The sequence below is a fragment of the Paenibacillus hodogayensis genome (assembly GCF_039536325.1).
Taxonomy (GTDB): domain Bacteria; phylum Bacillota; class Bacilli; order Paenibacillales; family NBRC-103111; genus Paenibacillus_AB; species Paenibacillus_AB hodogayensis.
Window position 1 is genome coordinate 143,793 of record NZ_BAAAYO010000001.1, and the last position, 25,811, is coordinate 169,603.

The 25,811-nt window shown below is 55.4% G+C and carries 19 protein-coding genes and 1 riboswitch; of the genes, 4 read left to right on the plus strand and 15 right to left on the minus strand.

Going from position 1 to position 25,811, the window contains the following annotated elements; genetic code table 11:
- Positions 1 to 185: 185 nt before the first annotated feature.
- The gene (locus ABD796_RS00510; RefSeq protein WP_344901204.1) at positions 186 to 707 is read left to right on the plus strand and encodes a DnaJ family domain-containing protein; all 522 of its coding nucleotides are present in this window, start codon (positions 186 to 188) and stop codon (positions 705 to 707) included.
- 616 nt (positions 708 to 1,323) lie between these two features.
- On the opposite strand, the gene ABD796_RS00515 is transcribed toward ABD796_RS00510, so the two are convergent.
- Positions 1,324 to 2,730: an MFS transporter gene (locus ABD796_RS00515; protein ID WP_344901207.1), complete on the minus strand. Its 1,407-nt coding sequence runs from the start codon at positions 2,728 to 2,730 to the stop codon at positions 1,324 to 1,326.
- A gap of 182 nt (positions 2,731 to 2,912) precedes the next feature.
- Positions 2,913 to 4,544 carry a glycoside hydrolase family 26 protein gene (locus ABD796_RS00520; protein ID WP_344901210.1) on the minus strand — a complete coding sequence of 544 codons (1,632 nt, stop codon included), beginning with the start codon at positions 4,542 to 4,544 and terminating at the stop codon, positions 2,913 to 2,915.
- A gap of 253 nt (positions 4,545 to 4,797) precedes the next feature.
- Between ABD796_RS00520 and ABD796_RS00525 the strand changes: the two genes are divergently transcribed.
- Entirely contained in the window at positions 4,798 to 6,288 is a 1,491-nt protein-coding gene (locus ABD796_RS00525; RefSeq protein ID WP_344901213.1) for an MHYT domain-containing protein, read from the plus strand.
- A gap of 347 nt (positions 6,289 to 6,635) precedes the next feature.
- Here ABD796_RS00525 and ABD796_RS00530 read toward each other — a convergent pair whose 3' ends face one another.
- The 9 genes from ABD796_RS00530 to ABD796_RS00570 all read right to left on the minus strand — a co-directional run bounded on the left by ABD796_RS00530 (position 6,636) and on the right by ABD796_RS00570 (position 16,602).
- On the minus strand, positions 6,636 to 8,060 hold the full coding sequence (locus ABD796_RS00530; protein WP_344901216.1) for a right-handed parallel beta-helix repeat-containing protein: 1,425 nt from the start codon (positions 8,058 to 8,060) through the stop codon (positions 6,636 to 6,638).
- A 46-nt stretch (positions 8,061 to 8,106) separates the two neighbouring features.
- A complete protein-coding gene (locus ABD796_RS00535) occupies positions 8,107 to 9,183 on the minus strand; it encodes a sialidase family protein (RefSeq protein ID WP_344901219.1) in 1,077 nt (358 codons plus the stop codon).
- A gap of 23 nt (positions 9,184 to 9,206) precedes the next feature.
- Positions 9,207 to 10,877 (minus strand): extracellular solute-binding protein, encoded by a 1,671-nt coding sequence (locus ABD796_RS00540; protein WP_344901222.1) that lies wholly within the window; start codon positions 10,875 to 10,877, stop codon positions 9,207 to 9,209.
- Positions 10,878 to 10,933: 56 nt separating this feature from the next.
- Positions 10,934 to 12,247 (minus strand): ABC transporter substrate-binding protein, encoded by a 1,314-nt coding sequence (locus ABD796_RS00545; RefSeq protein WP_344901225.1) that lies wholly within the window; start codon positions 12,245 to 12,247, stop codon positions 10,934 to 10,936.
- Between the two features lie 101 nt (positions 12,248 to 12,348).
- Positions 12,349 to 14,016 (minus strand): response regulator, encoded by a 1,668-nt coding sequence (locus tag ABD796_RS00550; RefSeq protein ID WP_344901228.1) that lies wholly within the window; start codon positions 14,014 to 14,016, stop codon positions 12,349 to 12,351.
- On the minus strand, positions 14,017 to 15,756 hold the full coding sequence (locus ABD796_RS00555; protein ID WP_344901231.1) for a sensor histidine kinase: 1,740 nt from the start codon (positions 15,754 to 15,756) through the stop codon (positions 14,017 to 14,019).
- A gap of 54 nt (positions 15,757 to 15,810) precedes the next feature.
- Positions 15,811 to 16,053, minus strand: coding sequence for a hypothetical protein (locus tag ABD796_RS00560; RefSeq protein ID WP_344901234.1), 243 nt, complete (start codon positions 16,051 to 16,053; stop codon positions 15,811 to 15,813).
- A 66-nt stretch (positions 16,054 to 16,119) separates the two neighbouring features.
- Complete coding sequence (locus tag ABD796_RS00565; protein WP_344901237.1) at positions 16,120 to 16,350, minus strand: hypothetical protein; 231 nt, start codon at positions 16,348 to 16,350, stop codon at positions 16,120 to 16,122.
- 57 nt (positions 16,351 to 16,407) lie between these two features.
- Entirely contained in the window at positions 16,408 to 16,602 is a 195-nt protein-coding gene (locus ABD796_RS00570) for an SDR family oxidoreductase (RefSeq protein ID WP_344901240.1), read from the minus strand.
- Positions 16,603 to 17,482: 880 nt separating this feature from the next.
- Between ABD796_RS00570 and ABD796_RS00575 the strand changes: the two genes are divergently transcribed.
- Positions 17,483 to 17,995: an EAL domain-containing protein gene (locus ABD796_RS00575; RefSeq protein WP_344901243.1), complete on the plus strand. Its 513-nt coding sequence runs from the start codon at positions 17,483 to 17,485 to the stop codon at positions 17,993 to 17,995.
- 152 nt (positions 17,996 to 18,147) lie between these two features.
- Positions 18,148 to 19,056: a glutamate biosynthesis transcriptional regulator GltC gene (gene gltC, locus ABD796_RS00580; protein WP_344901246.1), complete on the plus strand. Its 909-nt coding sequence runs from the start codon at positions 18,148 to 18,150 to the stop codon at positions 19,054 to 19,056.
- Between the two features lie 48 nt (positions 19,057 to 19,104).
- Here the strand turns inward: gltC and gdhA are convergent, their stop codons facing one another.
- From gdhA to ABD796_RS00600, 4 genes are all read right to left on the minus strand, one after another.
- A complete protein-coding gene (gene gdhA, locus ABD796_RS00585; protein ID WP_344901249.1) occupies positions 19,105 to 20,481 on the minus strand; it encodes an NADP-specific glutamate dehydrogenase in 1,377 nt (458 codons plus the stop codon).
- A 165-nt stretch (positions 20,482 to 20,646) separates the two neighbouring features.
- Complete coding sequence (locus tag ABD796_RS00590; RefSeq protein WP_344901252.1) at positions 20,647 to 20,829, minus strand: hypothetical protein; 183 nt, start codon at positions 20,827 to 20,829, stop codon at positions 20,647 to 20,649.
- Positions 20,830 to 20,981: 152 nt separating this feature from the next.
- Positions 20,982 to 21,156: riboswitch (cyclic di-AMP (ydaO/yuaA leader) on the minus strand.
- Positions 21,157 to 21,324: 168 nt separating this feature from the next.
- Positions 21,325 to 22,464, minus strand: a complete 1,140-nt coding sequence (locus ABD796_RS00595) for a response regulator (RefSeq protein ID WP_344901256.1) — start codon at positions 22,462 to 22,464, stop codon at positions 21,325 to 21,327.
- A complete protein-coding gene (locus ABD796_RS00600) occupies positions 22,461 to 25,583 on the minus strand; it encodes a hybrid sensor histidine kinase/response regulator (protein WP_344901259.1) in 3,123 nt (1,040 codons plus the stop codon). Before ABD796_RS00600 ends, ABD796_RS00595 begins: the two co-directional genes overlap by 4 nt.
- Positions 25,584 to 25,811: the final 228 nt, after the last annotated feature.

Consider the following 25,811-nt stretch of genomic DNA (forward strand, 5'->3'; position numbering starts at 1 on the left):
CCGGAAGCGAGTCATTCTTTTTTGTAAGATTGCTTTCGGTGGGGTCGAGGGGGAAAGGTTGGGAATGGGAAAAGCAGGGGATTTGTCAAAAAATTCTCACAATATATAAGGGCGATCAGTCGTATTTTGAACTACACTGATTTTGTACGGGTATCATTCCGATAACGAAGGGATGGATGGACCTTATGCGCGATTGGTTTCGTCGTACGAAATTCGGAAAGGGAACAAACGATTCTCCTTCTCCCTCTGTTGCGGGCAACCAGACTGTTGCCGGCAGCGCCACCGTTCCAGATTCGCCGCAAGTGCCTGGAGATGTATACGAGAACGCCGCCAGTACCGTCATTCAGGAGCGGCACATGCAGCACTGGCTTGATGAAGCGGTCCGCGATTGTGCGCGCAATGGCGGTCTGGAGCAGTTGAACGGCACAGGGAAACCGGTCGATGTACCGACCGGCGATGGACTGAACAGTATTTTAAAAAATGCCAACGTGCTTCCGCCTTGGCTCGAACTGCAGCACGAAATTCGCGACAGCATTCGGGCGCTTCTGCGCAAACATGACCCGGATCGTCTTCCCTCTTTTTCAACGGAGCTCGATGCGCTCAACCAAAAAATAGTCAAATACAATATGTCCGTGCCGACGCCCATTTTGCAAAAAATGCGGCTCCGTCCGGATTCCATCGCCCAGCAGTTGGCCCAGTGGGAGTAGCGCTTACAAAGTGCTCAGTCCTCTCATGATCCGTTCGCCGGAGTTAATGAAAGAGGGCTCGGCAGTAGTAGCGTTAGCAGCAAACACAGCAGAATTTTTAAACACTTGCACTGACGTACGCCGCGCGCACTACCGCAAAAAAGTTCGCCGGGCTCCCAGCCCCTTTTCGGTGCACACCGCCACCCTTAATGCTCGAAAGAACACTTTCTCCGCGAATCGGGCCGGTTTTTGGACAAATAAGGTTCTTTCGAGCACTACCGCAAGCGCAAACCCGGCTCCCAGCCCCTTTTCGGAGCATACCAGCCACCCTTAATGCTAGAAAGAGCACTATCTCCGCGAATCCGGCCGGGTTTGGGACAAATAAGGTTCTTTCGAGCACTACCGCAAGCGCAAACCCGGCTCCCAGCCCCCTTTCGGAGCACACCAGCCACCCTTAACGCTAGAAAGAGCACTATCTCCGCGAATCCGGCCGGTTTTGAGACAAATAAGGTTCTTTCGAGCGCTACCCGGCGCAGGACATGAGAAGCGCCAAGTGTTCGACCTCCCGCACGCAATCAATCTTGCTTCCTCCTACCAAGCGCCTCGCCGCCCTAGCCGGCAGCACGCGCCGGCCCGATCAGACGGAAGCGCCTTCTGCCGTCTGGCTCTTTTCCTGCGGCAGCAGCCTTCCCGCCAGCGTCACCGCCAGGCAGAGCAGGAAGCAAATCCCGAACAGGAGGCGGATCGGCACGCCGAACGATTGCTCCGCTGCGCCAACCGCACCGGCTGCGCCCATGGAGCCGACCAGCAGCGTAGCCAGCCCGATCCCGGCCACCTGCCCGAGATAGCGCACCAGCGCGAGCAAGCTCCCCGCGAGACTGCTCTTCGACGCCGGGGCCGCGCTCATAATTTCCGCGTTGTTGGTGGCGTGGAATAGACCGATGCCGACGCCGAACACGGCCAACTGCAGGCCAACGCTGACAGCCGTCACGGCAGGCAGCAGGGCGACGAACAGCATCGATACGGCGCAAAACAGCGAGCCGATGGCGATCGGAGCCGAGCCGCCGTATTTATCGCGGAACCAGCCTGCGAACGGGGCGATCACGCCCATGCACAACGGCTGGAGCATGAGCAGGGCGCCTGTCGCCCAAGCGGAATAGCCCAGCTGGCTTTGCAAATAAAACGTCACCGGAATGAGCGTAGCGGTCTGCGCCAAATTGATCGCGAACGAGCTCGCGTTGCCGAGCCATACTTTCCGCCGGCCGAACAGCTCGCGGTCCACAATGCCGTAATCGATGCGCCGGCCGTGCACATAAAGCGCTACCAGCAGCAGAATCCCGATCAGACCCTCGATCCAAGCTTCGCTCGAGAAGGCGGATTGCTTTTTGACCGACTCAGCCGCCATCATGAGCAGACACGCTCCGGCGGCAAGCAGCACCGAGCCGACGAAATCGATCGGCGTCTTCGCCGTATCACTCTTGCCCTGCGGAAACCAGCGAAAGCCTAAAGCGCAGGCGACCAAAGCGATCGGCACATTGATCCAGAACAACCAAGGCCATTCCGCGAATTCCAGCAAAAGCCCGCCGAGCGCCGGTCCCGACAGCGTGCCTATGGAGATGACGACGGCATTAATGCCAAGCGCCCTTCCCCGCTCGTGATCAGGAAATACCTGTCGGACCATCGCCTGGCTGTTGGCCATAATCATCGTGGCTCCGATGCCTTGCAGACAGCGTGACAGCAGAAGCGCGACAAAGCCGTGAGAGACGGCGATGCACAACGAACCGATGCCGAAAACGAGAAAGCCGTAGCTGTATACCTTCCGCCGCTCCATCCGGTCGGACAGCTTGCCGAGAAACGGCAGCAGCACGATCATCGTCAGCAAGTACACGGTCGCCACCCATTGAATTTGCGCAAGCGAGACGGAAAATTGCTTGGCCATGATCGGCAGCGATACGTTGACGATGCCCACATCCAGCGTCGAGATCAGCGTGCCCATGTTGACAATTTGCAAAATGCCCCATCTGTTTCGGGTCGCAGTCGGCATTTGCGGTTCCCCCTCTGTACTCCCCGGCTCCGCATTCGTTCCGCACCGGGGGCAGCGTATGTGTTACGTTCCTCTCGACCGATTGTACATCCGTTCGCCGCGCTTGAAAAGACAATTAAGCTCGTTTTACGAAATAAACGCCCATCGAGGTGCCGCGGAAGGGTCTACACTTCATCTTCTTTTTACCGACTGCCCCCGTTCGCCAGCGTGACCGTTTTCCGTGCCAGCTCCTCCCGCTTACCGTTGTAAGCGACAAACTCCAAAGGCAGGAGCGGATCGAGCGCCGAGAAATCCAGCTCGACCTCCCACGGCATTTCGAACGTCTCCGCCAGCTTCCGACCGCCCTGGAGCACCGCTACGGAGCGGGGCTGGGCATCCCCCGGCAGCCGCACATAAGCGAACAGCTTTCGTTTGCCTGCCAGTCCGGCGGCGGATTCCAGCGGAACGTAGCGGACATTTTCCGCCGTACGGCTTCCCTGCTCCACCTTGGACAAAAAATAATCGCTGCCGATCAAGCGGCGGTACAAATCGAACATAAGCGGGTTTTCCTTGAGGTCGTACAGATGATCGCCCTTTAACGTTTCCGTGCGCGCCTTGGTCATATTAAAATAAGTCATCGCCTTCACCTGGGGAAACAGGCGAGGCAGGAAGCCATACATATTGCCGAGCTGTCCTTCAGCCCATTTCGCGTAATTCTTCTCGGCAGGTCGGTAATAATGGGAAACGGCGCCTTCGGATATCATGATCGGCTTGTGCGCGTACCGGTTGTAGAGCGGAATGAAGTAATCGATCAAATTTTTGCTAAAATCCTCCTTGCCGTCAAACAAAGGAGTCGCATATAACGAGAAACCGACCCAATCGACATATTCGTCGCCTGGGTAATAATCGCCTACATTGTCCGGCGGCCAGAAGTTGGGGGACCATACCATCGCGACATTCGGCGCCTCTTCCTTCATAATCCGCGAGATCAGCCGGAATTTCTCCACATATTTAGCCGGCTCGTCATACCATGGCACCCAGGCCCCGTTCATTTCCGAGGCGTAGCGCAGGAAGATCGGGATGCCGGCCTCCTTCGCCTGCCGCGCGAACGAACGCACGTAATCGTCATCCTTGACGCTATCCAGGCCGTATTGCGGTTCCCAGCCGATTTGCACCGCACCCCCGCCCGCCGCCTTTACGCTGTCGACGAGCCGTGTCGGAAAATAATTGCGCGTATCGTTCTCATCCTTGCGCCAGCCGGAGTAGGTCAGACCGATCGGATGATAGCGTCCGAACGTCTTCTCCACGGACGGCCAATCGAAAATGCCGAACATGCCCAGATACACCCCAGACCGCGGCTCGAACTTGGCCAGCTCCCTGCCTTCTTCCACGGCTACGGACACGTACGGAGAGATGGCGGACGCGTTCGCCGCATTCGTCTCGGACGGCACGCCGTCGTAAAACCGCTTGTCCTTAACCTCGTCCCGCGCCCAGTAAGCGTCGCTGGCCGCATCCCACTCCGCCGCCTCCTTCTCCATCCCCTCGCTGCGGTAAAAAGCCGCTTTGCGGTAGGCATAGTCGGCGGCAACGCTCCACTGGCCGGCTCGCTCCGCATCTCGCAGCCGATCGTCCCACCATTGCAGCGGCTCCCTTCCCGACGGGCCGCCGACTTGCCCCCGGACGGCCGGCGCTTTGCCGCCGTTCCCGTCGGTCGCTTGCAGCTCCTCCGCCGGCTTCAGCTTCTCCTTGCCGCTTTCGGCCAGCAGCCAACCGGCCACGCAACCGACCGCCGCGAGGCCTGCGATCAACAAAGTCCGTTTGTACGCTTTCCGCATATCGGTCCCCCAGTCCTTATCGGAATCGTTCCTACTAGTATAAAGCCAGAGCGGATCTTGCGTATACGTGAAGGTTCCGTCCTTTGCGGCGCAAAGAAACGGTCCGCATCATCCCTATATGGCTTGTACGACATAGTTCCATTCTACTATATTATTCGGCAATAGGAAGACGGTTGTCCGTTTCCGGTTTATTCCTTCGCGCATTTACTAGAATAATAACACGGCCGAAAGACCGCAACGGGAGGGCTGACCAATGGAACAAACCGTGCACGGGACTCACGACCTGTTTCTGGTCGCCGTCTCTTTTCTCATCGCATTAATGGCTTCCTATACTGCGGTGGATTTCGCCAGAAGGACCGCACTGTCCAAAGGCTGGGAACGCCGCATCTGGCGGCTGGGGAGCGCCTCGGCAATGGGGATCGGCATGTGGGTGCTGCATTTTATCGCCATGCTCGCCTACCGGCTGCCTCTCGTTGTCGACTACGATCTACGCACCGTCTGGCTTTCCCTGCTTGTCGCCACAGTCGGCTCGCTTTGCGCCCTGCTGGTCGCCGGCACCCGCTCCGCTTCCCTGCTCCGGATGCTCTCGGGCGGCATCGTCGCCGGAACCTCCTTTCTGGCCATGCATCTGCTCGGTCTGAGCGCTATGTCGGGCGTTGCATTTACGCACGCCCCGGAAGCTTTGCAGGCGTCGGCGCTGGTCGCCATGGCCGGCTTGACGAGTTCGCTCTTGCTCACGTTCGGCAGCATCCGCCGCGTGACGCGCTTCCGCCGAGGGCTGCGCAGCTTCCTCAGCGCTTTCGTCATGACGCTCAGCGTATCCGGCATGCACTACGGAGCCATGGCCGGCTCTCATATTTCCCCGTTGGACCCGGGACTCGTCGACGAAGCGCTCGCCCGTTCCGCCGGGCTGCCGACCGGGATGGCCGTCTCGATCGCGCTCGGCACGATCGGTGTGCTCGGGATGGCCCAGCTCGGGGCGTCCCATGCCGACCGCCGTCTGGCCCGACAAGTCGCAACCAATGGCTCCATTCTGGAGTCGGCGATCGATTGCATTCTCATGTTCGACCACCGCGAAACGATTATCGAATTCAACCCGGCCGCTGAGCGAACGTTCGGCTACAAGAGACCGGATATGCTGGGTAAGCCGCTAGCCCGAGTCATCGACCTGCAAACGCTCCGAAGCCGTCAGCGCGACCCGAAGGCTGCCGGACAGCCGCCCGGGGAACCGTACGCGGATATCGTCGGCTCTCGCCTGACCGCGACCGCCCGGCACGCCGAAGGCCATCCGATTCCGGTCGAGCTTGCGATCACCCGCATCCGCACGGACGGCGCTTCCCTGTATACCGCCTACTTGCGAGATATTACGGAACGAGAGCGGGCCGAACGGCTGATCTGGCGGATGGCTTACACCGATATGCTGACCGATTTGCCGAACCGCAACGGCTTCAACGAAACGGGAGCCAAAGCGCTCGTCGAGGCAAGGACGAACGGCAAGCCGCTGGCCATCCTGTTCGTCGACCTCGACCGGTTCAAGCTCGTCAACGACACGCTCGGCCACCGGGTCGGCGACCTGCTTCTGCAAGCGGTGGCCGAACGGCTGAAGGCGCAGTTGGCGGAGGCGGACATGCTGTCCCGGCTAGGGGGCGACGAATTCGTGCTGCTGCGCGGCGCCGGACCCGACGAAGCCGCCGCGACCGCCGGGCGGATGCTTGAATTTAAAGCGCCCCGCGAACTTTTTTAATAGACAGGATTTTCTGTAAATGCTTCTCGTTCTAATAAGTATATGTTTGTCATCAGAAGTGTTTAAGGGGACGTTTGTGTCACTGGCTAGTGACACAAACGCCCCCTATCAACTAAAAAGGATCCTTGATTTTATTGAATTTCAATTATGGCATGCTTGTGTCATTAGACACTTATAGCGTGTCGTGTTCCGTATTTCGGCACTTGCGTCCGTTGACACAGCCGAAAGCCTGATGATTTGGGTTGAATTGATCAGTATCGCCGCTTAGATGAGGTTTAAAACCGTAAGCCGATTTCCTCAACCAATTCTTTCTCGGTAAAAATGGTCATGCTGCATGTACGCTCCTTCTACCAACCCGTCGAATCGTATGTCGAGGGTACGTTCAACGAAAACTTTAAATTCGCCGGCGAGCCGAGCAGCCGGATTTGCGACGTCGCGTTATCATGGATATTGTTCAGGGCAAAAGCGTGGCCGCTCCCTCCGGAGACGGAAACGCCGTAGCCTTGCGTCTTCACCGCCTGGTCATCGTATATTTCCGCTCCTATGATCTGACTGTCCCTGGAGTTCTCGAGCACGATCCCTGATACGGTCGAATTCAACTGACCATTGTTATAGATCTTAACTCCGTACCCGACGGTAAGCGATACCGGGTCTGTAACGGAAGACGGCTTCTGCACGTAAATGCCGGAATATGCGTTGCCGTAAACTTCCGCAGCGACCAAGCTGTGGCCTGTCCCGGATTTGTACACGATCCCTTGCCCGCCGGCGCTGTTCCGGGAGACGATGTTGGTAAGTTTGCTCGCGGTTGAGCCTCCGTACACTTGAATATTGTTTCTGCGGTTGCCGTAGACGACCAGATTCACGACCTGAACGCGTGCGCTGCCCGTAATTGTGAGGCCCTCGTAGTTGTTATTGTAGGAATGAACATTGGTCACGACCGTATCGTCCGCACGGCCCTCAGCGATCTCATGACCGATATTCAGACCCGAGAAAGCGGACTCATAGCTGAGCACGTTGGATACTTTCGAACGCTCCCCGTTAACCGATAAATTCGAGTACCCATTATGATGGGTAACAATATCGTGGTATTCCGCTTCATCGGCATCGTAGCTCGAAATGCCGCTCCCCAAGTTGCCGCACGTCAAAGAACCGAATATCCGAATGTTTTGGCTGCGGTCGAGCAAAATAGCGGTCCGGTCGTTGTCGTAGCCCGTCAGCTCATATGCGTCTATTCGCTTGCTGTTCTTCACGTATATGCCGGCGGCGCCGTTCCCGCCTATTTCGGCGTTGACCGTCCCGGTAACGACGATGCCTCGCAAATAGCTGTCGTCGACCTTTTCCAATCGCAAGCCCGAGAAGCGATGAGTCGGCTGGGTCGCAACGAGTTGATCCGCGCCTTTGTTGCCGTCGATAATCAGATTGGAAAGCCTGATCCGGTTGTTTCCGTTTACCGGGTCTGCATTGCGGATCATATCGAACACGCCACTGCCCGCTTTCCGGCGAATCGTCGAGAAGTTGAAGTCGATCTCCGCGCCGGTCGGGATCGTAACAGTTCCGCCGATCTCGTATACTTTGCGGCTCGGGAGCACCAGCTTCTCGCCCGCCGTCTGCGCCGCGTCGATGGCCGCATTCAAATCGTTATGGTCGCCAACGGAGGCTGAACCGCCCGGCAAGACCGGTACATCGCAAGAAGGGGGAGTGTCCGCATATACAGGCATAGAGGCAACGACACATGCAAGCAGCAGGGAAATAATCAGGCTGCGCTTTTTCATCCATTCATCCCCTATAATATGGATTTTACGAACGTGGTTATATCTTTTATTCGAGCTCGCAAATCGTGCTAGCGATGTAGCGATTCGTTTCACCCTTCTTGGAATAATAGTAGGCGATAAGCACCCGGCCATCCTTAAGCTGAACGGCGCTCGTGTATCCGATATCCCAACCGTGGCCGTCGTCGCGGATCACGATCTCTCTGGCGTCGTGCCAGTTCTCGCATTCCGGGTCCAGCATAACGGCTCTTATCCCGTATGGCTTCGACCGGTAACCGTAGGTGAGCAGCATATGGCCGCTGCGCAGACGAAGCGCATGAAACGGGTTCGGCGAAAAAAAGTTGCGTTTGACCGGCCGGCTCCATGTCACTCCCCCATCGGTCGACTCCGCCGTCACGAGCGGGTATATCTGTTCTCCGTCCCCAGGCTCTGGTTTCGTTTTGTGACAACGAATCAACAGGACGAGTTTGCCCGCCGGGGTCAGGTACAAATTCGGCTCGAATAGTCCGTATCCGGCCTCGGGTTCAAGATTGGCGATTCGTTCCCATGAACCTCCCCGATCCTTCGTTCTCGCCACGACTACATGCCACCCGCCGCTTATTTGGAAATAGAATGGAGCCAATATGGCGCCATCGTTCATCTCCACGCAGTTGCCGCGAATGTAAAGACGACCGAGATCGACGGCGATCGGCTGGTCCCACGTCTTTCCCCCGTCCGCGGAACGTAGCGTATAGGAACCGACGGGGTTGCCCGCCCATCGGCCAAACGCCTTATGCGTATAGTCTGGATGATCCGGCACGTCGGCAATTTCCGCCACTTTCCACATGAAGCATGTAGCGAACACGGTGCCGTCCCCGAGCACATTCAGGCACGGGTCTTGGACTCCGTAGAAGAAATCGTCGTACAAGATTGTCGTCCGCTCGCTCCAAATCACCCCATCTTCCGAAGTAACCGTCACGGCTTTGGACGAAGGGTCCAAATGGTCAAGACCGTACCCAGCCTGACGATCGGGAGCTTGGCGGAAGGCTGCGACCAATTTCCCTTCATCATTCCATACGACGCTCGGAAACGCATTGTAATGCGAATCCTGATAGACGATCATGTGATCGACCGGTTTAATTCCCATGTGTACCCTCCTCGTAAATAATCTCAGTCCGGTGCTTTCGCTTCATTGATTTCCGCAGTTATTTGCTCTCCCCCCGATCTCCGCCATGCGTCGACAAATGCATCGAACTCGTCGAGCGAAGCTGCACCATAAATGATTTTGGTGAACATCTCGGTTTCTAACGAGCCGAGCAGCGATCTTTTGGCCGCAAGCGTCGGCGTATTGAGCCCGGTAAAGCCGTCGTTCATGAACAAGTCTTGTTCGACATAGCTGCCGCTTATAACGCTGAAGGAGCCGGTTTCATTGAATACAGTCGCTAGGCCGAACGCCCGACGGTCGCCGTTCCGGTAAGCGATCACCTGATCGAAAGCGTTGCGTTGATCCTGATTCAAGCTCGTCATATCGCCGGTCCGCAGCACTTCCCGGACGGCCGTGTACACGTCCATGTTTTTACGGAGCGGTTCGATATTCGTAAACGAATAACTGTATTTCTGCAGTTGGCCTTCCTGAGAGTAAGCCCTCCAATCCGCGTCGGGGCCGTACAAGTTGTCCAAATGCGCGTTCATCAGATGGATCAGCGCCTCGGGATGGGCAGCGCCTTTGCGGACGGCAAATATTTCGGAAATGTAAAATTTCCGGTTGACCTTGGCCGGCTTCTCGTCGGTAGACGGAATCGGAAACGGACGCCACCTGGCCGCCGGGTCCGCGTTGACGGCATCCTGCAGCGGATATAAGGGCGCTCCCATCGTGCCGAACATGAGGCCGAGTTTTCCCGAGACGAGCAGCTCCGACTCTTTGGCGAACGTCTTCACGCCAAACTCGGGATCGAGCCTGCCCGACGCGTACAGCTCCCGAAGCTTGGCAAGAGCGGGCTTCATCTCGGGCTGGATGCTACCGTATACGAGCCGTCCCGTTCCATCGTCCACCCATAACCCCGGATAAGCATGATAACCGTTAAAAAAACCTTCCAGTCCCATAGACCCGTATAAATCTTTATGAACGGCAAGTCCGTAAGTGTCTGCCGCTCCATTGCCATCGGGATCTCTAACGGTAAACGCTTCCATAATCTCGAACATATCCTGCATCGTCTTCGGTTCGGGAAGAGCGAGCCGATCCAGCCAGTCCATGCGAACAAACAGCAGGGGAGAGCCGTCGCCCATCGAAGAGATCGGGCGGGGGATGCCGTACTGAATCTGGTTTATGCGGCCGGCCCGATACAGCTTCCCTCCATCGGAGGCGTACAGCTCCTTCAGTGCGGGGAAAGCGTATTTGTCGAAATAAGGCTGCATATTTTCCAATCGTCCTTCTCGTGCCAATTGCTCAAACTGGCTTGGAGGAAGCACCATCAGATCGGCCAAGTCATCGGACGCGATGGCGACGTTCCATTTATGGACATAGGAAACTCCGCTGCCCGTCCATTTATAGTTCAGCTTGATGCCAAGCCGGTTCTCGTAGTATCGGGACCAATCATTATGCTCCAGCGACTCTCCTTCCTTGAACAGCATATTGTTGTTCGTTTGCCGTATGGCCGTAATTTCAATAGGAGGATCGTACAAGCGATGCTTTATCGCGTTTTGCGAAGCGCTTCGCTCGCCATGAAGGTCTGGCAATCGGCCGCCCAACTTCTGGTCGGCTTCCTTATCCTGAAACATTGTGATCCCAGGCAACGCGAATACCGACAGGAGCAATACTATCCATCCTAATCGCTTGGTCATGTCATACGCTTCTCCTCTTAGGTCCGGTCCGGGCGAGGAGCCGCCTTCCAAGGACGCTACTTGTTCTTATCCTTTGCGAGCTCCTGCTTCAGCTTCTCGTCCAACTGGCTGAGCGCCGTATTCATATCCGTCTTCTCCATCGCTACATCATGGAACGTCACGGCCATATTGTTTTGTTGTAAGACGGTGGCGACGGTGGCGGCTCCGCTTATCCGTTTGGGCGAGTAAGGCGCCCATTCCTTGTAATAAAACAACGCACCGATATTTTTGTTTTTCAAATCCGGCCGTTCTTGTCCGAAGGCGTCTTTGATCTGTTTATTGATGACCGTTGGAAGGATGCCTTTCTTCGAATCGGCCAATTGGACTTCATCCGATACCATCGCCATGATGACTTGAAACGCGTCGTCCTTATGCTTGCTGAGCGCGGAGACAGACCAGTAGGCGGGGCCTCGCCAGGCCATTATTTTCGCTTCGCCCGGAAACGTCGGGTACGATACGATATCCCAGTCGATTGTTTCTGGTATTGGCGCATAGGTGCTGTATTGGTATGCATGAATAGCGACTTTCCCTTTATTGAACGCTTCGCCGTTCAGTTCTGCACCGACGACCGGATCGATTTTGTTGTTCGGAATCTTGTAGAGGCGTATGAAGTTGGAAAATATCGTTTTCCATTTCTCCGGGTTGTACAACTGGTCCGCATTCGGATCAAGAATCGGGTAGCCGTACGTGTTATCTCGCAGCATCGCCATCACGTTGCCGCTGAATCCGCGATAGGCGCTGCCGCCTTCCGTTCTGCTCATTTTCTTGGCGATCTCGTACACCTCATCCCAATTCATACCGTCCTTCGGATAAGGGACCCCGAACTGGTCGAACAAAGACTTGTTAAAGCTCAGCACCATCGGAATATAAGGCGGATACGGAATTCCGTATAAGGCCCCGTTCTGACCGGCATCAATCATTTCCTGAACGAACGGGGGGTTGAAGCGGTTCAGATCGTAGCTGTGCGATTTGACGAACGGGTTCAGATCGGTGCCGATTTTGAGATCGAGGTAATTGTTCTTCAAATTCGGAATGTCCGTCCGAATCAGATCGGGCGTTTCCCCGCGCGCCACAAGCTCCGGCAGCGAGTTGCCCGTGTCCGGTGAGATGTATTTGAAGGTGATGTACGGAAACCTCTTCGATAGCTCTCCCCTGAACCGGTCGTTGAATTCTTCCTCCTTGACCCCGAGTCCGAATACGGACAGTGTAATCGGATCTTTCTTCCTCTCCGGCGTGTTCGCCGCTCCGGGCTGCTCCTTGTCTGAGCCGCAAGCGGACAACGCCGCCATCGACAAGCCGAACAGCAGCGACAAGGCATAAGTTCTTCTCATACTGGATATCTCCCCCTCATAAATGTCTTACACCGGTGATCATATCCAATTATAAAGGGGGGTGCTTCGCCGGACTACTTACGGTTCTTTACGTTGTCCTCTTATTTATTTACTTCGCGGTATTCCTGCGGCGTCAGCCGGATCGCTTTCTTGAAGCACCGGTAAAAGGTCGCATCCGTCAAAAAGCCGGCTTCGGCCGATATTTCGTGGATTTTGAGCCGGCTGCCCGTCAGCAGACGCTTGGCCGTGCTCAATCTGGCTTCCATAATATATTCCGAAACGCCCTTTCCGGTAGTCTGTTTATAGTGGCGCGACAAGTAAGAAGGATTCAGCTTCATCGCTTCCCCGAGACGGGTAAGGGACAAATCCCCGTTAATGTGCCGATCGATATATTGGTTGATCCGGCTTACCAATTCGTCGCTATCTTTGCGGTATCCGTCCTCGCGCAGATCGAACAGGCTGCCCGACAAGCGGAACATGCGGCCGAACCGCTCTTCCCACCCTTCCGCATCGTCCCATACGCCGAGCTTACGGAAGTCTTCCGCCGTTTGCACCGTTTCGTACAAATCCCATTCATTGACGGCGGTCATAAGCAAGGCAACGAAATGGTAATAAAGCTCCATCCACCGCAAATCTTCGTTCCCGGGCTTTCCCCGCTCCGAATCCGGCCCTGGCATCATTTGTCGGATCAATTCCTGAAACTCTTCTTTCCTTCCCTGCTCCAAGTAACGCTTCAAACGGTCATAATTGCCTGAGGATGCCCCCGACGGAGTAGCCGCCTCTCTCTCCTCTGTGCGATCTTCCTGAATACAAGGACCGGCAAGCATTGTCTCCGGTCCGATACCGAGTCCGAAATGAAAATAACATTTCAGCTTGTTCAACATGTCGGACAACCGCTCCCATCGGACAAACTCATTCGCTACCGCAAAGGACAGCCGCACGTTCCAAGCGTGCTTGCTCTCCTGTTGGACATGTTCCAGCATGCCGTGAATGAAACGCTGCGTCCTAGCAGCCTTCTCGAACTCGCTTTCATGGCGCTCCTCCCGGGATAAGTCCAAGGACTGAATCAACAAGACGAACCGCGTTTTGTCGTAATCGACAAAACAGATGGCGGTCGTCGGCGACAAATAGCCCTCGATCCTATTTTGCAGCGCACATACGTACAGAGCCCGATCTTTGGGCGAACGGGGCAGATCGTCCAGCCGCCCGACAACGGGCAGCACTGGCTGGACGATCGTCAGTCCCGTCCCGAGCTCTCGAAGCAGTTCTTCTGCCTGCTCATCCGCCGCGCTGTCTCCATCGAGAAGCTCTTTCAGGCAAGTCTGTCTGAGTAAAGGCAAAGCTTTTTCCATTTGGCGTTGTGCCTGCTTGAGCCTGTGCCGGGTTTCCGTCTGCTCCCGAAGCTTCGCTTTCGCTTTTTCCACCGCCTCGATAATTTTGCCGTCTCCTTCGGTTTTCAGCACGAAATCGATACCTTCATAGCGCAGCGCGCTCTGCGCATATTCGAACCGGTTGAAGCCGGTCAGAAAAATGACTTTGCACCACGGCCATTGTCGGACTATAACCTGCTGCAGCTGCAACCCGCTCATTCCCGGCATATGAATGTCCGTCAGGACGATATCGATTTTTGTCCGCTCCAGCAGCAGGATCGCTTCGTCCGCCGAGTAGGCCCCGTATACTTCCAGCTCCAGCTCGGGCATCTCCGTGAACAGCTCCACCAAACCTTCGACGATAATCTCCTCGTTATCGATAATCAATAACCGGTACATCTATTCAACCTCCTTGGGCAGCGGGATACGCATACAAACAAGCAAACCTCCCAGTTCTCCGACTGCGAATCGAAGTCCGGCGTTCTCCCCGAACTTGATCCACAGCCGTCGATGCACATTAAATACTCCGGTCGTCAATTCCATATCGGCGCCCGATCGGCGGAGCAATCCGTTCAATCGCTCGATTTGTACAGGATCGATCTGGCTGCCGTTATCTTCCACTTCGATAAGCAGCCCGCCCGTCTCCTCCCGAAACCGGACGCTCAGCAATCCCCCCTTTTGTTTATGCTCGAGCGCATGATGGAACGAATTCTCCACCAACGGCTGCAGGATCAGCCGTGGCACCGCCACGTTCTTTGCCCGATCGGGCAATGGCATAATGTCCGTCTGGACCGAACGGGAGAAACGGGTTCTTTGAATTTCTGTATACGCTTTCATATGGTCGTATTCTTCCTCAAACGTTACCTCGTCGGCTTCGGACCGGGTAATAAACCGGAAATAGTGACCGAGATGCTCGGTAAATCGAGCGACGTTATCGTGATCGTGCCTTTGCGCCATCCGGTACAAAACAAAGAAGCTGTTATACAAAAAATGGGGATTGATTTGCGACTGCAGCTGCTTCAACTCCGACCGTTGGGACCTGATTTTCTGCTCGTACACCTCGGATATCAACGTATTCAGCCGAGCTGTAGTCGCATTAAATTGATCATACAAGTAGCGGAACTCGTCCTCGTGGCGGTGCTCCAGCCGCACTTGCAGATCTCCCTTCTCCATCTTGCGGAATGCGTGCACCAGACGGATCAACGGCTTATGAATCAAGCGGTAATTCCAGTACGAGAACAAGCCCGCGAACAGAAGCGAGACAGCCGTAACAAGCCATAAAATAAGCCGATATTTCCGTTTCCAGTCCATAAACTGCTCTTCGGGAACATATACGGCAAGAAAGGCGCCAAGAAACTCCGAATAGTCGTAAGTCAGCCAATAAGCTTCGCCCGCGATAGCAATGGTTTTCTGACCGCCTGCGCTCGCGAGCTCACGGACCCATTGTTCGTACCGGTCGTCGTCGCCGTCGGACGACAGCATCCACCGGCGCTCCCGATCGATCAGCATGGCCCCTCCTTTCGGTTCGTTCGTAATATGGACGAGCGTTTGCCGCAGCTTTTGTTCGGACAGCTTGATTTCGGCCAAATACGCCGTCGTCCCGTTCCTTTGCCGGGGGGCGCTTTGGACGATCAGCAGGTCGTGATTCCAGACGACGAACGGCGAACTTCTCGATTCGGAGTCGCGAGCGAGCGCCTCTATTTTGTTTAAGGCGACATCCTCGTCATAATACACGTTGGAAATGGTGCGGTCGATGAGCGGAATATGGACCGTCGCCTCTTCCACATACAAGCTGGAGTCTACGACGTTTTGCAGCTTCTGCTGAATTCTTAGAATGGCGCCGCGTTTGTCGTAATTGGACATTTGAAGAGCGAGCGCGCTCAATCTTTGTAAATCGTCATCTGTAATAAATTGCTGCTTCAACCGATTGACCCGGCCGATTTCTTCCTCGAGCGAGTTCAAATAAAAATGGACGCGCGATTGCATGGAGCCGAATATTTGTTCCTTCACATGCTCGGAGTTGGAATGGTTGATGAGCAGGCTGATACCGTACATCGGTACCGCAAACAACATAAACAACACGATATTTTTGACGAAAATGGAGCTGCCGCTGAACATGCGAACCATACTTCCGTTCATCGCCTCCTTCCAAGCGTCAGACGCCCTAGTGAAGAAAAAATTGGGCTGCCCCGGTCACATATGCCCGATGGACAACCTGTATAGTTCCCTTATTCCACCATCCGCCCGCGCAGCATGCTCGTGGACGTCCCGGAACAAAGCGGCAATTTCTTCCGGCAGCCGCTCGGATATCGGCGGTCCTTCGATCTGGAATTCCGCCGCTGTATTTTGCGACACGGAAATGCCAGCCCAGCCAATCAAGCCTTCATGCCGCATCTTGCGGAACGAAGCGGTGATCGGCTCCCCGAAATGCTCCATCACATCCGCGCTCGATCTGTTCGCGACCGTCGCCGGGCCCCGGTCTCAGATGAATTTTGGTTGTAATCAAAGGCTGCCGGCCACTGAAAAATTTACCCAGAAGCATTCGGAAGTGCCGTATGCCGCCGCCGTGTCGTATGACGTGATTCCGCCTGAAGATGCCTGACGTAATAGCTCGAAGCTGCTTTCTTCCGACGGCACCCCGTCGCGGTTATGGATGCCGTAAGGCATTCCGAACTGAGCCGTACTCAGTGTCAACTTGGATGGGGCCGATCCGGCGCCGTTGTGCTTCTGCATGTTCATTCTCCTTTTACCAGGCGGTCCATCCGCCGTCAACGACGATATTGGAGCCGGTCAATAACTCGACGCTCCGGATGCGAGAAAGACGACCGCGCCTGCGACCTCTTCCGCCGTGCCCTCCCGGCCGAGCATCGTCTTCTTGCCGAGCTGCTGCGGGAAGGCGACATTTTGCTGCAAGTGCGGATTCGGGAAAGGTCCCGGGGTTTCGCTGTTGACACGGACTCCTTTGCCGCCAAGTGCGCCGCGCAATAGCGGGTGAACTGGATAACAGCCGCTTTGCCCACCCCGTAGTTGGACGGATTGTTCGCGCCGCTGTCCCCATAAATCGACGGATCGGGCGTCCCTTTAAAAATTAAAATGACTATTTGTATCATAATGTGAGACAATGTATCATTTTTTGCTTTTATTATATCCCACATTCTAAGACCTGTAAATCTTCAATAATTGCCGATTTGACGGTCGCTTCTTCTTTTTTTTGTTGAAAAGAAGCGGTACGAAAACGGTGAGCGAGGCAGCCAGGTCGGATACTGCGATTAAAAAACCGCTCGCGAGCGGTGGCGCTATGCCAAACCCGGAGCGGTTCGTAATTTGCCGGTTTACATATTTACCTCTCCCACCACGAAAAACTGACCAGCGACCGCAGCTCCATCATCGCGGCGGCGGCTTCGTTCAGTTGGAACCGCGAGCGGTTCAGCACGATCTCCCCGAATCGGATCGGGCCAGCTGCAGCAGCCCTGCCCCATGGGATTTATCAGGTTTAAATACATATGTACAATTTCTAGAAGTAACGCATTAAAACATTAAAGTATAATCATATAAAAAACCAGCAAGTCGCTCTTAGTCCGAACAACATTCGCTATTTGCTCAAGAAAGCAGCAGTGGACACCAAAAACGAAAGATCTAAGCTGAGGACAGACCGCTTACCTCCTTTGTTTTTCCAAGTTCCATCCTATTTTGTTTGTTACTGAGGGTGTCCCTGAATTACCGTTAGGGACATCCTCAACTTTGGAGGAGCACGAGTCCCTACAACTCAGTTCCTCCAGTGTGCGACGTATCCTGCTGGACAAAGGATCCAGGCCAGGCCGCGACCTCGAAGCAAGGCGAAGCAGCGTAAACGGAAACCGCAGGCATGCTCCGGCAGATCGACGCGGGAGTGGCTCCCTTCGTCAAGGCAAGTGTTGCCCGATTCTGCTTCCGTTTTTTCGAGCCGCTCATGAACGAAGCGGCCATGCGCCGGATGGAGCTGGAGCAAGGGCTGCACCGGGCGATCGAGCAAGAAGAATTCGTCCTGTTTTACCAGCCGAAATACAATGTGCAAAGCGGGCGAATGATCGGAGTCGAGGCGCTGATCCGCTGGAATCATCCGTCGTTCGGCATCGTGCCCCCGTCCGAATTTATCCCGCTGGCCGAAGAAACCAGACTTATCCTGCCGCTCGGGGAATGGATTTTGCGCACAGCCTGCGCGCAAAACAAAGCGTGGCAGCAAGCCGGCTACCCGCCGATTAAGGTCGCGGTCAATCTGTCCATGCTGCAAATCCGCGAGGACTATCTGGTGCCTCTGCTGGCCCGCACTCTTGAAGAGACCGGGCTCGATTCCCGCTTTCTGGAGCTGGAGATACGAGGCGCAAGGGTTTTATTTTGACAAGCCGCTGCCTTTGGAGGAGTTCGCCCGTCTGCTGAAACGGTTATAAAGCCCTGGAAAGGGTGTTTCATTGTGTTCCGGTTTAGTGTACAATAGGGGAAGCGCTAAACCTCACATAGCGTGTGATAACTAGTGGCGGTGATATTTCCAACGTGGAACTACGGCAAATCCAATATTTTATCGAAGTCGCGAAGCTGGAGCATGTTACCGAGGCATCGTATGTGCTGCACGTGGCGCAATCTGCGGTCAGCCGGCAAATTTTCAAGCTTGAGGCCGAGCTCGGCGTTGACCTGTTCATTCGGGACGGGCGCAAGGTAAGGCTTACCCCTATCGGTAAAATGTTCCTTGGCCATATGCAGCAAGCGTTGCAGGTGATCGAGAAGGCGCAGCAGGAAATCGAGGATTTCCTCGATCCGCAGCGGGGAACCGTACGAATCGGTTTTCCAAGCAGTCTCGCCTCCCATATGCTTCCCATGGTCATTTCCGCTTTTCGGGACAAATACCCGAAAGTCCAGTTTCAACTCCAACATGGGTCGTATAGAGAACTGATCGATCTGGTTTCCAAAGGCATGCTGAATCTGTCCCTGATCGGTCCGGTGCCGAAGGGAAGCAAGCAGATTAACGGCGACACCTTATTCCTGGAACGAATCGTAGCGTTGCTGCCCGCGCATCATCCATTGGCCGGACAAACATCGCTGAAGCTGAGCCAACTGCGCAACGACAACTTCGTATTGTTCCCCGAAGGGTTTGTGCTGCGCGATCTTGTGATCGATGCCTGTGCCTCGCAGGGCTTCGAACCGATCATTTCGTTCGAGGGAGACGATATCGACGCCATCCGTGGGCTGGTCGCGGCCGGTCTTGGCATTACGCTTTTGCCGGAAATCGCGCTTAACGACAGCATTCCCCGCTCGACGGTAAAAATTCATTTCGAAGACCCGCAGGTGACGCGAAGCGTCGGTATTATTACGCCGGCCAGCCGGGAGCTGCCTCCTACCGAAAAGCTTTTTTACGACTTTATCAAAACCTTCTTTGCCAACGTCGGACGGTTCAACAACGAATAGAAAAAGGAAATGAACGCCTAGCGTCCATTTCCTTTTTTAATTGGCTTATTATACAACGCCTTGCAAAATCATCGCGTCGGCGACTTTCAGGAAGCCGGCGATGTTCGCGCCAACGACCAGGTTGCCGGAGTAGCCGTACTCTTCGGCTGCCTTGACGCTGTTGCGGTAAATGTCTTTCATGATGTGGTGCAGCTTGTCGTCCACTTCGTGGAACGTCCACGAATAACGCATGCTGTTTTGGGCCATTTCCAAAGCCGATACGGCTACGCCGCCGGCGTTGGCCGCTTTCGCCGGGCCGAATTGAACGCCGTTTTGCAGGAACACGTCGATCGCTTCAAGCGTGGAAGGCATGTTCGCGCCTTCGCCGATCGCTTTGACGCCGTTGGCCACGAGCAGCTTGGCCGACTCATCGTCGATTTCGTTTTGGGTTGCGCATGGCAGGGCGATATCGCAAGGAATCGACCAGATACCGGTACAGCCTTCAGTGTAAACCGAACCCGGATGCTCATTGACGTATTCGCTGATCCGTTTGCGCTCGATTTCTTTCAGCCGTTTGACCGTTTCGAGCTTGATGCCGTTCGGATCGTATATATATCCGTTGGAATCGCTGCATGCTACGACTTTCGCGCCGAATTGTTGAGCTTTCTCGATGGCATAGATCGATACGTTGCCGGAACCGGACACGACGACGGTGCTCTCAGCGAAGCTCCAGCCGATCGATTTGAGCATTTCGGCGACGAAGTAGACACAGCCGTAACCGGTCGCTTCCGTTCTGGTCAAGCTGCCGCCGTATACGATGCTCTTGCCGGTCAGAACGCCCGCTTCATTGCCGCTGCGAATCCGTTTGTACTGTCCGAACATATAGCCGATCTCGCGCGCGCCTACGCCGATATCCCCGGCAGGTACGTCGACGTCCGGACCGATATAACGGTACAGCTCGGTCATAAAGCTTTGGGTAAAGCGCATAACCTCGCCATCGGATTTGCCTTTCGGATCGAAGTCCGAGCCGCCCTTGCCTCCGCCGATCGGTTGGCCAGTCAGCGAGTTTTTGAAAATTTGCTCGAAGCCCAAGAACTTGATGATGCTTGCGCTAACCGACGGATGGAAACGCAGTCCGCCTTTGTAAGGTCCGATCGCGCTGTTGAATTGTACGCGGAAGCCGCGGTTCACTTGCACTTTGCCTTGGTCGTCCACCCACGGCACGCGGAATGTGATGACGCGCTCCGGCTCTACGATTCTTTCCAGAATGCCGTGCTTCATGTAGTGCGGGTGCTTGGCGAATACCGGAACAAGCGACTCGACGATTTCTTTGACCGCTTGATGAAATTCGCTTTCGTGAGGATTGCGTCTTACTACCGTTTCATATACTTCGCGAACGTATTCGCGTGCCGCTGACGTTTCCAGCTCTGATTGTACAATGGCCATTATATGTTTCCCCTTTCGTTCTATCAAAATTGCTTGTTCGCGAAAACCCATTCGCTCGGTCGAATGACGGTTTCCATCCAATACATGTATCTTATTATGCGAGGGCAGGCATAAACAATGCGCGATTTAGATCAAGTTCATGCCGTAACGAGATAACGACCCGGATTAATGAATCCAAACCGTCACGACGGATGCCAGTACTAGCGCCTGAGCCATCGAAAAAGCCACCGTCATCCTCCAGTCGTTTTTGACAAACGGCCCTCCCCGCGATAACCGCAAGCCGACAAAAGGCACGAGGAGCAAGCCGAGCACAAACAGCAGAATGAACGTGACGCAAAATACATACATGACCTAAACCCTCCGTTAGATAGTTCCCGAAAATCTTTACATTTTCAACCGACTTTCATTAGCGGCCAGCACAAAAAAGCCGCAGGGAAAGAAGACCTTTCCCGCAGCTTCCAACTCCACGGCAAACAAGCCATGGCGAAAATAGCGGCAGATGCTTCTCCCGGAACGCTTGCGAGGTTAGCTGACGGATTCGGGCGTTGGAGTCGCCCTACGCTTTCGTTCTCAGGAACAAAGCGATTCACCCCGTGAAATCGTACATCCGTAAAAGGTGACGGTTTCGGTTGGTTCCCCCGTTTCTGCCAAAGCAGAATTCAGCGATTCAAACGATACAATATGCTATGAATCATACCCCTTCCCCCGGCTGCCTGTAAAGCGCGAAGGAACGCGGAATCGACGAGCTATCCGGGAACCCTGCGGAAGGCAGCGGTTACAATAGCCGCTATCTGTCCTTTGCTGCCTGTAGCTCCGGGATGCTGGCCTAGACGCACGTTCTCCCTATCCGCGCGAAGAAAGGAGCTTCTCTACCAGCCGTTTCGTCTTCTCGTCAGGCTCTCCGCCCAGCTCCGTTCTCAGCAGGTGGGTAAAATTCTCATAGCAGCTGCGTAGAGCCCCGTAATCCTCGAGCCGGGCATAAATACTCATCATCAGACGGTACAGCTCTTCCATGTAGGGCTCCTTCTCCTGCAAGCCGCGCAGCTTGTTCAACGCTTCCCGCTCATGGCCCGCATTCATGTCGAACTCGGCCATCCCCATCACGATGGCGGCGTACCGATGCTGGAGCTCCAGCTTCTTGGGCTGAGCCCATATGTAATCGTGCTCCTCCAAATAATCGCCGCGGTACAGCGACACGGCGCTTTCGCAGCGGTTGTAATTGGAGAAGGAGATATCGTCGACGGAGGCGAGCTTGCGCTCGAATAGCTCCACATCCGTTAAGATGTACTCGCCGGACAGCCGATAACTTTCATGAGAGTATTCAATAGCCGCCGGACCTCCCCAGTCTTTTAACACCTTGCGCACCTGGTAGATCGTCGTATGCAAATGGGTGATCCCTTTACTCGCCTCCATATCGGGCCACAGCGTATGCAGCAAATGATCCTTGTCCACCCACTGACCTTTCTGATGCATCATATAGGCGAACAGCTCCTGCGCTTTGAGCGTTCTCCACTTCACCTTCCGGCCGCTATCTCCTCCGTCGGCCAGTCCCAGCCGTCTGAAGGCGAACACGTTAGGCGTATCGGGTTGTTGCGGTCGGTCTTTCCGGGGAAGGGAAGATCCGATCGGCTGGAACCGCTCGATCGTCTTGGCCAGCCGTGCCGGCTGAATGGGCTTCAGCACATAGTCGATCGCGTTCAGCTCGAACGCCTCTATCGCATATTCGGAATAGGCGGTCGTAAAGACGATACGGATTTCCCGGTTGATCTCAGCTATGTATTCCGCGGCTTGCAGCCCGTTCATGCCGGGCATATCGATATCGAGGAATACGAGGTCAACATCGGCTTCGTCCGCCCTCAGATGTTCCAGTCCAGCCCGGGCGTTCGTGTAGGCCCCGTCCACCCGTATGCGTCCGTCCGCACTCAGCAGCCGTTCCAGCTGCAGCAGCGCAGGCTTCTCGTCATCGATCAGTATCGCTTTCATCGTTCCCTCTCCCTTCCTCTTTCGTCCGTCTCGCCCGCAAGCACTTCGAAGCTGACGGTCGTTCCGCTCTGCCATTCGCTCCTGATTTGCAAGCCTTTGCCATACAGCGTCAGCAGCCTTCCGTGAATGTTGCGAAGCCCTACGCTGGCACCTTCCCTGCCGGTGAAAATTTGCTCCAGACGTTCTGGCTTCATTCCGACGCCGTCATCCGTGACGGTTACGACCGTCCGGTCTGTGTCGATTGTCACGGCTATGCGGATCGTACCGCCCTCGTCCTTGCGCATCACGCCGTGCCGCACCGCATTTTCCACGATCGGCTGGATCGTAAGCGGCGGGATCAGGCTCCTCCGGTTGCCCTGAATCGCGTATTCGACAACGAGCCGTTCCCCGAACCGGGCCTGCTCCAGCGTCAAGTATGCATGAACCAGTTCCAGCTCCTGCTCCACCGTCGTAAGCCGGTCGCGGTTGCGAAAATCGAAGCTGGCCCGCAAGTACAAGCTCAGTTCGCCGAGCAGCCGCATCGCCATAGCCGGGTCCGAAGGACACAGTGCGATAATCGTATTCAGCGCATTGTATAAAAAATGCGGCTTTATTTGCGCCTGCAGAAACGCCATCTCGCTGCGCACCGCGGCCTGCAGCGATTTGCGCAGCTCGAGCAGCGTGCGGACACGCGCTCGCAGCTCGACGGCTTCGACCGGCTTGCTCAGGAAGTCGTTGACTCCCGCCCCAAAACCGGTCTGTACGTCCTCGGGACGACTTCTTGCCGTCAGCATCAGAACGGGAAGCTCGGACAGCGAATACCGTTCGCGGATTTTCCGGCACAGCTCCAACCCCGACATGCCGGGCATCATCCAGTCGACGATCACGAGGTCGGGCCGGCGCCCCTTTTCCAGCAGGCTAAGCGCTTCTTCCCCGTTCTGGGCGGCGGTTACGGCGCACCGCTCGACGGACAGCAAATTGTGCAGCACCTGCAGATTGATCAGATCGTCGTCGACGATAAGCACCGCGTAATCGGCGCCTTCCTGACCGGCGGGAATGGCCGGAACGATACCAGCAGCGGCCGTCTTATCCACAGTCCGGCTTTCCGCCGCGTACTTCTTGGCCGGCGAGACCGCTTCCGACTGGGAAGCGTCCTCCGCGATCGGAAGCGTAAAGCTGAATACGGAACCCCGGCCCGGCTCCGACCGTACCGCAACCTCCCCGCCGTTCAGCTCGACAAGCTTCTTCGTAATGCTTAAACCGAGCCCCGTGCCGCCGTTATAATCCAGGTCCGCGGAGGCCGCCGCCTCGTCGAATGCTTGGAACAGGTGCTCGATCCGTTCCTTCGGGATGCCAATCCCGGTATCCTCTACCGATACGTTGACATATCGGCCCCGAACGTCGGCGTAAAGGCGGATTTCGCCTTTGTGGGTGAATTTGACCGCATTGCCGAGCAGGTTGAACAAAACTTGCTGCAGCCGGTTCTCGTCGGTATCGAGCAAGGGCATCGGGTCCGGCCATTTCTGCACGAAGTGGATCGGCTTGCCGCCGGTCATATGCGACATGACCTCCAGCACGGAGGAAGCGACGGCTTGCAGGTCGACCGCCTGCCGCTTCAAAGCGATATCGCCGTTTTTCAGCCTGGAGAAATCCAAAATATCGTTCAGCAGTAGCGACAGCCGCTTCCCGGTCGATACGACCATCGATAAATCGTTCTGCTGTTTGCGGTTTAACGCGCCTCCCGCCCCGGCGAGCAGCGATTCCGCTATGTTGATCATCCCGTGCAAAGGCGTGCGCAGCTCGTGCGACGTATTGGCCATGAATTCATCCTTCAGACCGTCCAGCGTCAACAGCTTCTGGGACAGTTGCTCGACCTCGCGGAACGATTCGGCGAACCGTCTGGCCAGCAGCAGCGCTTGGGCAATGACGAAAATCAGCATCTCGTAAGGGACGAGCACCTGGCTTTCGAGCAGTCCGGTTACGTTCAAAATGCTGACCAGGATAATCACGGCAATGCTCTGCACGCTCATCAGCACAAGGACCATTTCTTTCGAACGGCGCCGCAATTGACGCAGCAGCGCGTACGCCACATAGGAAACGATCAGGAACGAATATAAAAAGTAGGGCGAGTCCAGTTGCGATAAGAAGAGCGTGGGCGATCCGACAGCCAGCAGCAGCAGCAATCCGGTAGGCACGACAAAAAGTAGAATGATGGTGCGCGATACTTTATCGGCTACGAGGGCGTGCACGTAACGCAGCAGATAGTAATGGACAAGCATGGAAGATACGAGCTGAATGCGCAAAAACTTCTCAAAGTCCAAGTCCGGCACCAGGTCAGCCAACAGCTTCTCGCCATGCGTCAGCACGTAGACGAGCGCGAACAGGCAGAATAAGCTCAGGTAGCGCAAGGAAACGTCCTCTCTGCGCATCCGGTATAAAATCAGAAAAAAAATACCGGGAATTATGAAGGCGGCCGAAGTCATCAAATCGACGGAAACGTTCCACTCCCGGCTGTTCATGATCGAATGCTGATCGCCGAACAGGATCGGATAGATGATGCCGCCCGACGAATAATTGAAGTTGGACACCTGGACGATAATTTCCGCCACGGACCCCTTCACGACCGCAAAGCCGACATAGGGGGTATTCGCCGAACGGCTGGACTCGTCGGACACACCCGGAAAGCCGCTCGCGCCCACCTCCCGACCGTTTATGTAAATCCGGTTGGCCGTTCGAATATTGGTCGTTTGCAGCCCGTACAGCGCCTCGGTCTGCGCGTTCAGACGGACTTGCAGACGGAAGGTCGCATAGCCGGTCGCAGCCTCCCGGCCGTCCTCCGACATATACCGGTTCCACTTGCCCGGAACGGGGATCAAACCGGACAGTTGCGGTCGGACGCCGTCTCCGGCGCCGGAAGGCTGAAAATGCTGCGGCGTGAGCAGCTGATTGCGGTAAAACTCCCATTCTCCGGAGAGCGGGACCGACCCGTTCGCCGCGAAATCCCACCTGCTCAGATCGATGATGCCTTCCCGGGCCTTTTCGGAAAACGAGTCTGCCTTTATGGATTGGAACAGGCTGTAAAAGGGAACGATGAGTACGATAATAAAGAACAAAATAGGCAAACTACGCTGTTTGAGCATGAAAACAGGGACTCCTGATCTCAATTGTAGATTTGTATACTTTCGAGCATTAGGCCGTTGGTATCACCTCCTTATTGTATCTGTTTACACGCCATTTTTCATTTAAAAAATTTGTCCGCCCTCCCGGGGCGCTTCGTCTGCCGTCTGTACGGAACAAAAAAGCCGCGGCGATTGACTTGGCTTTCGCTTTCAACCTATACTGGTAACACGGAGCAATCATGTAACCGA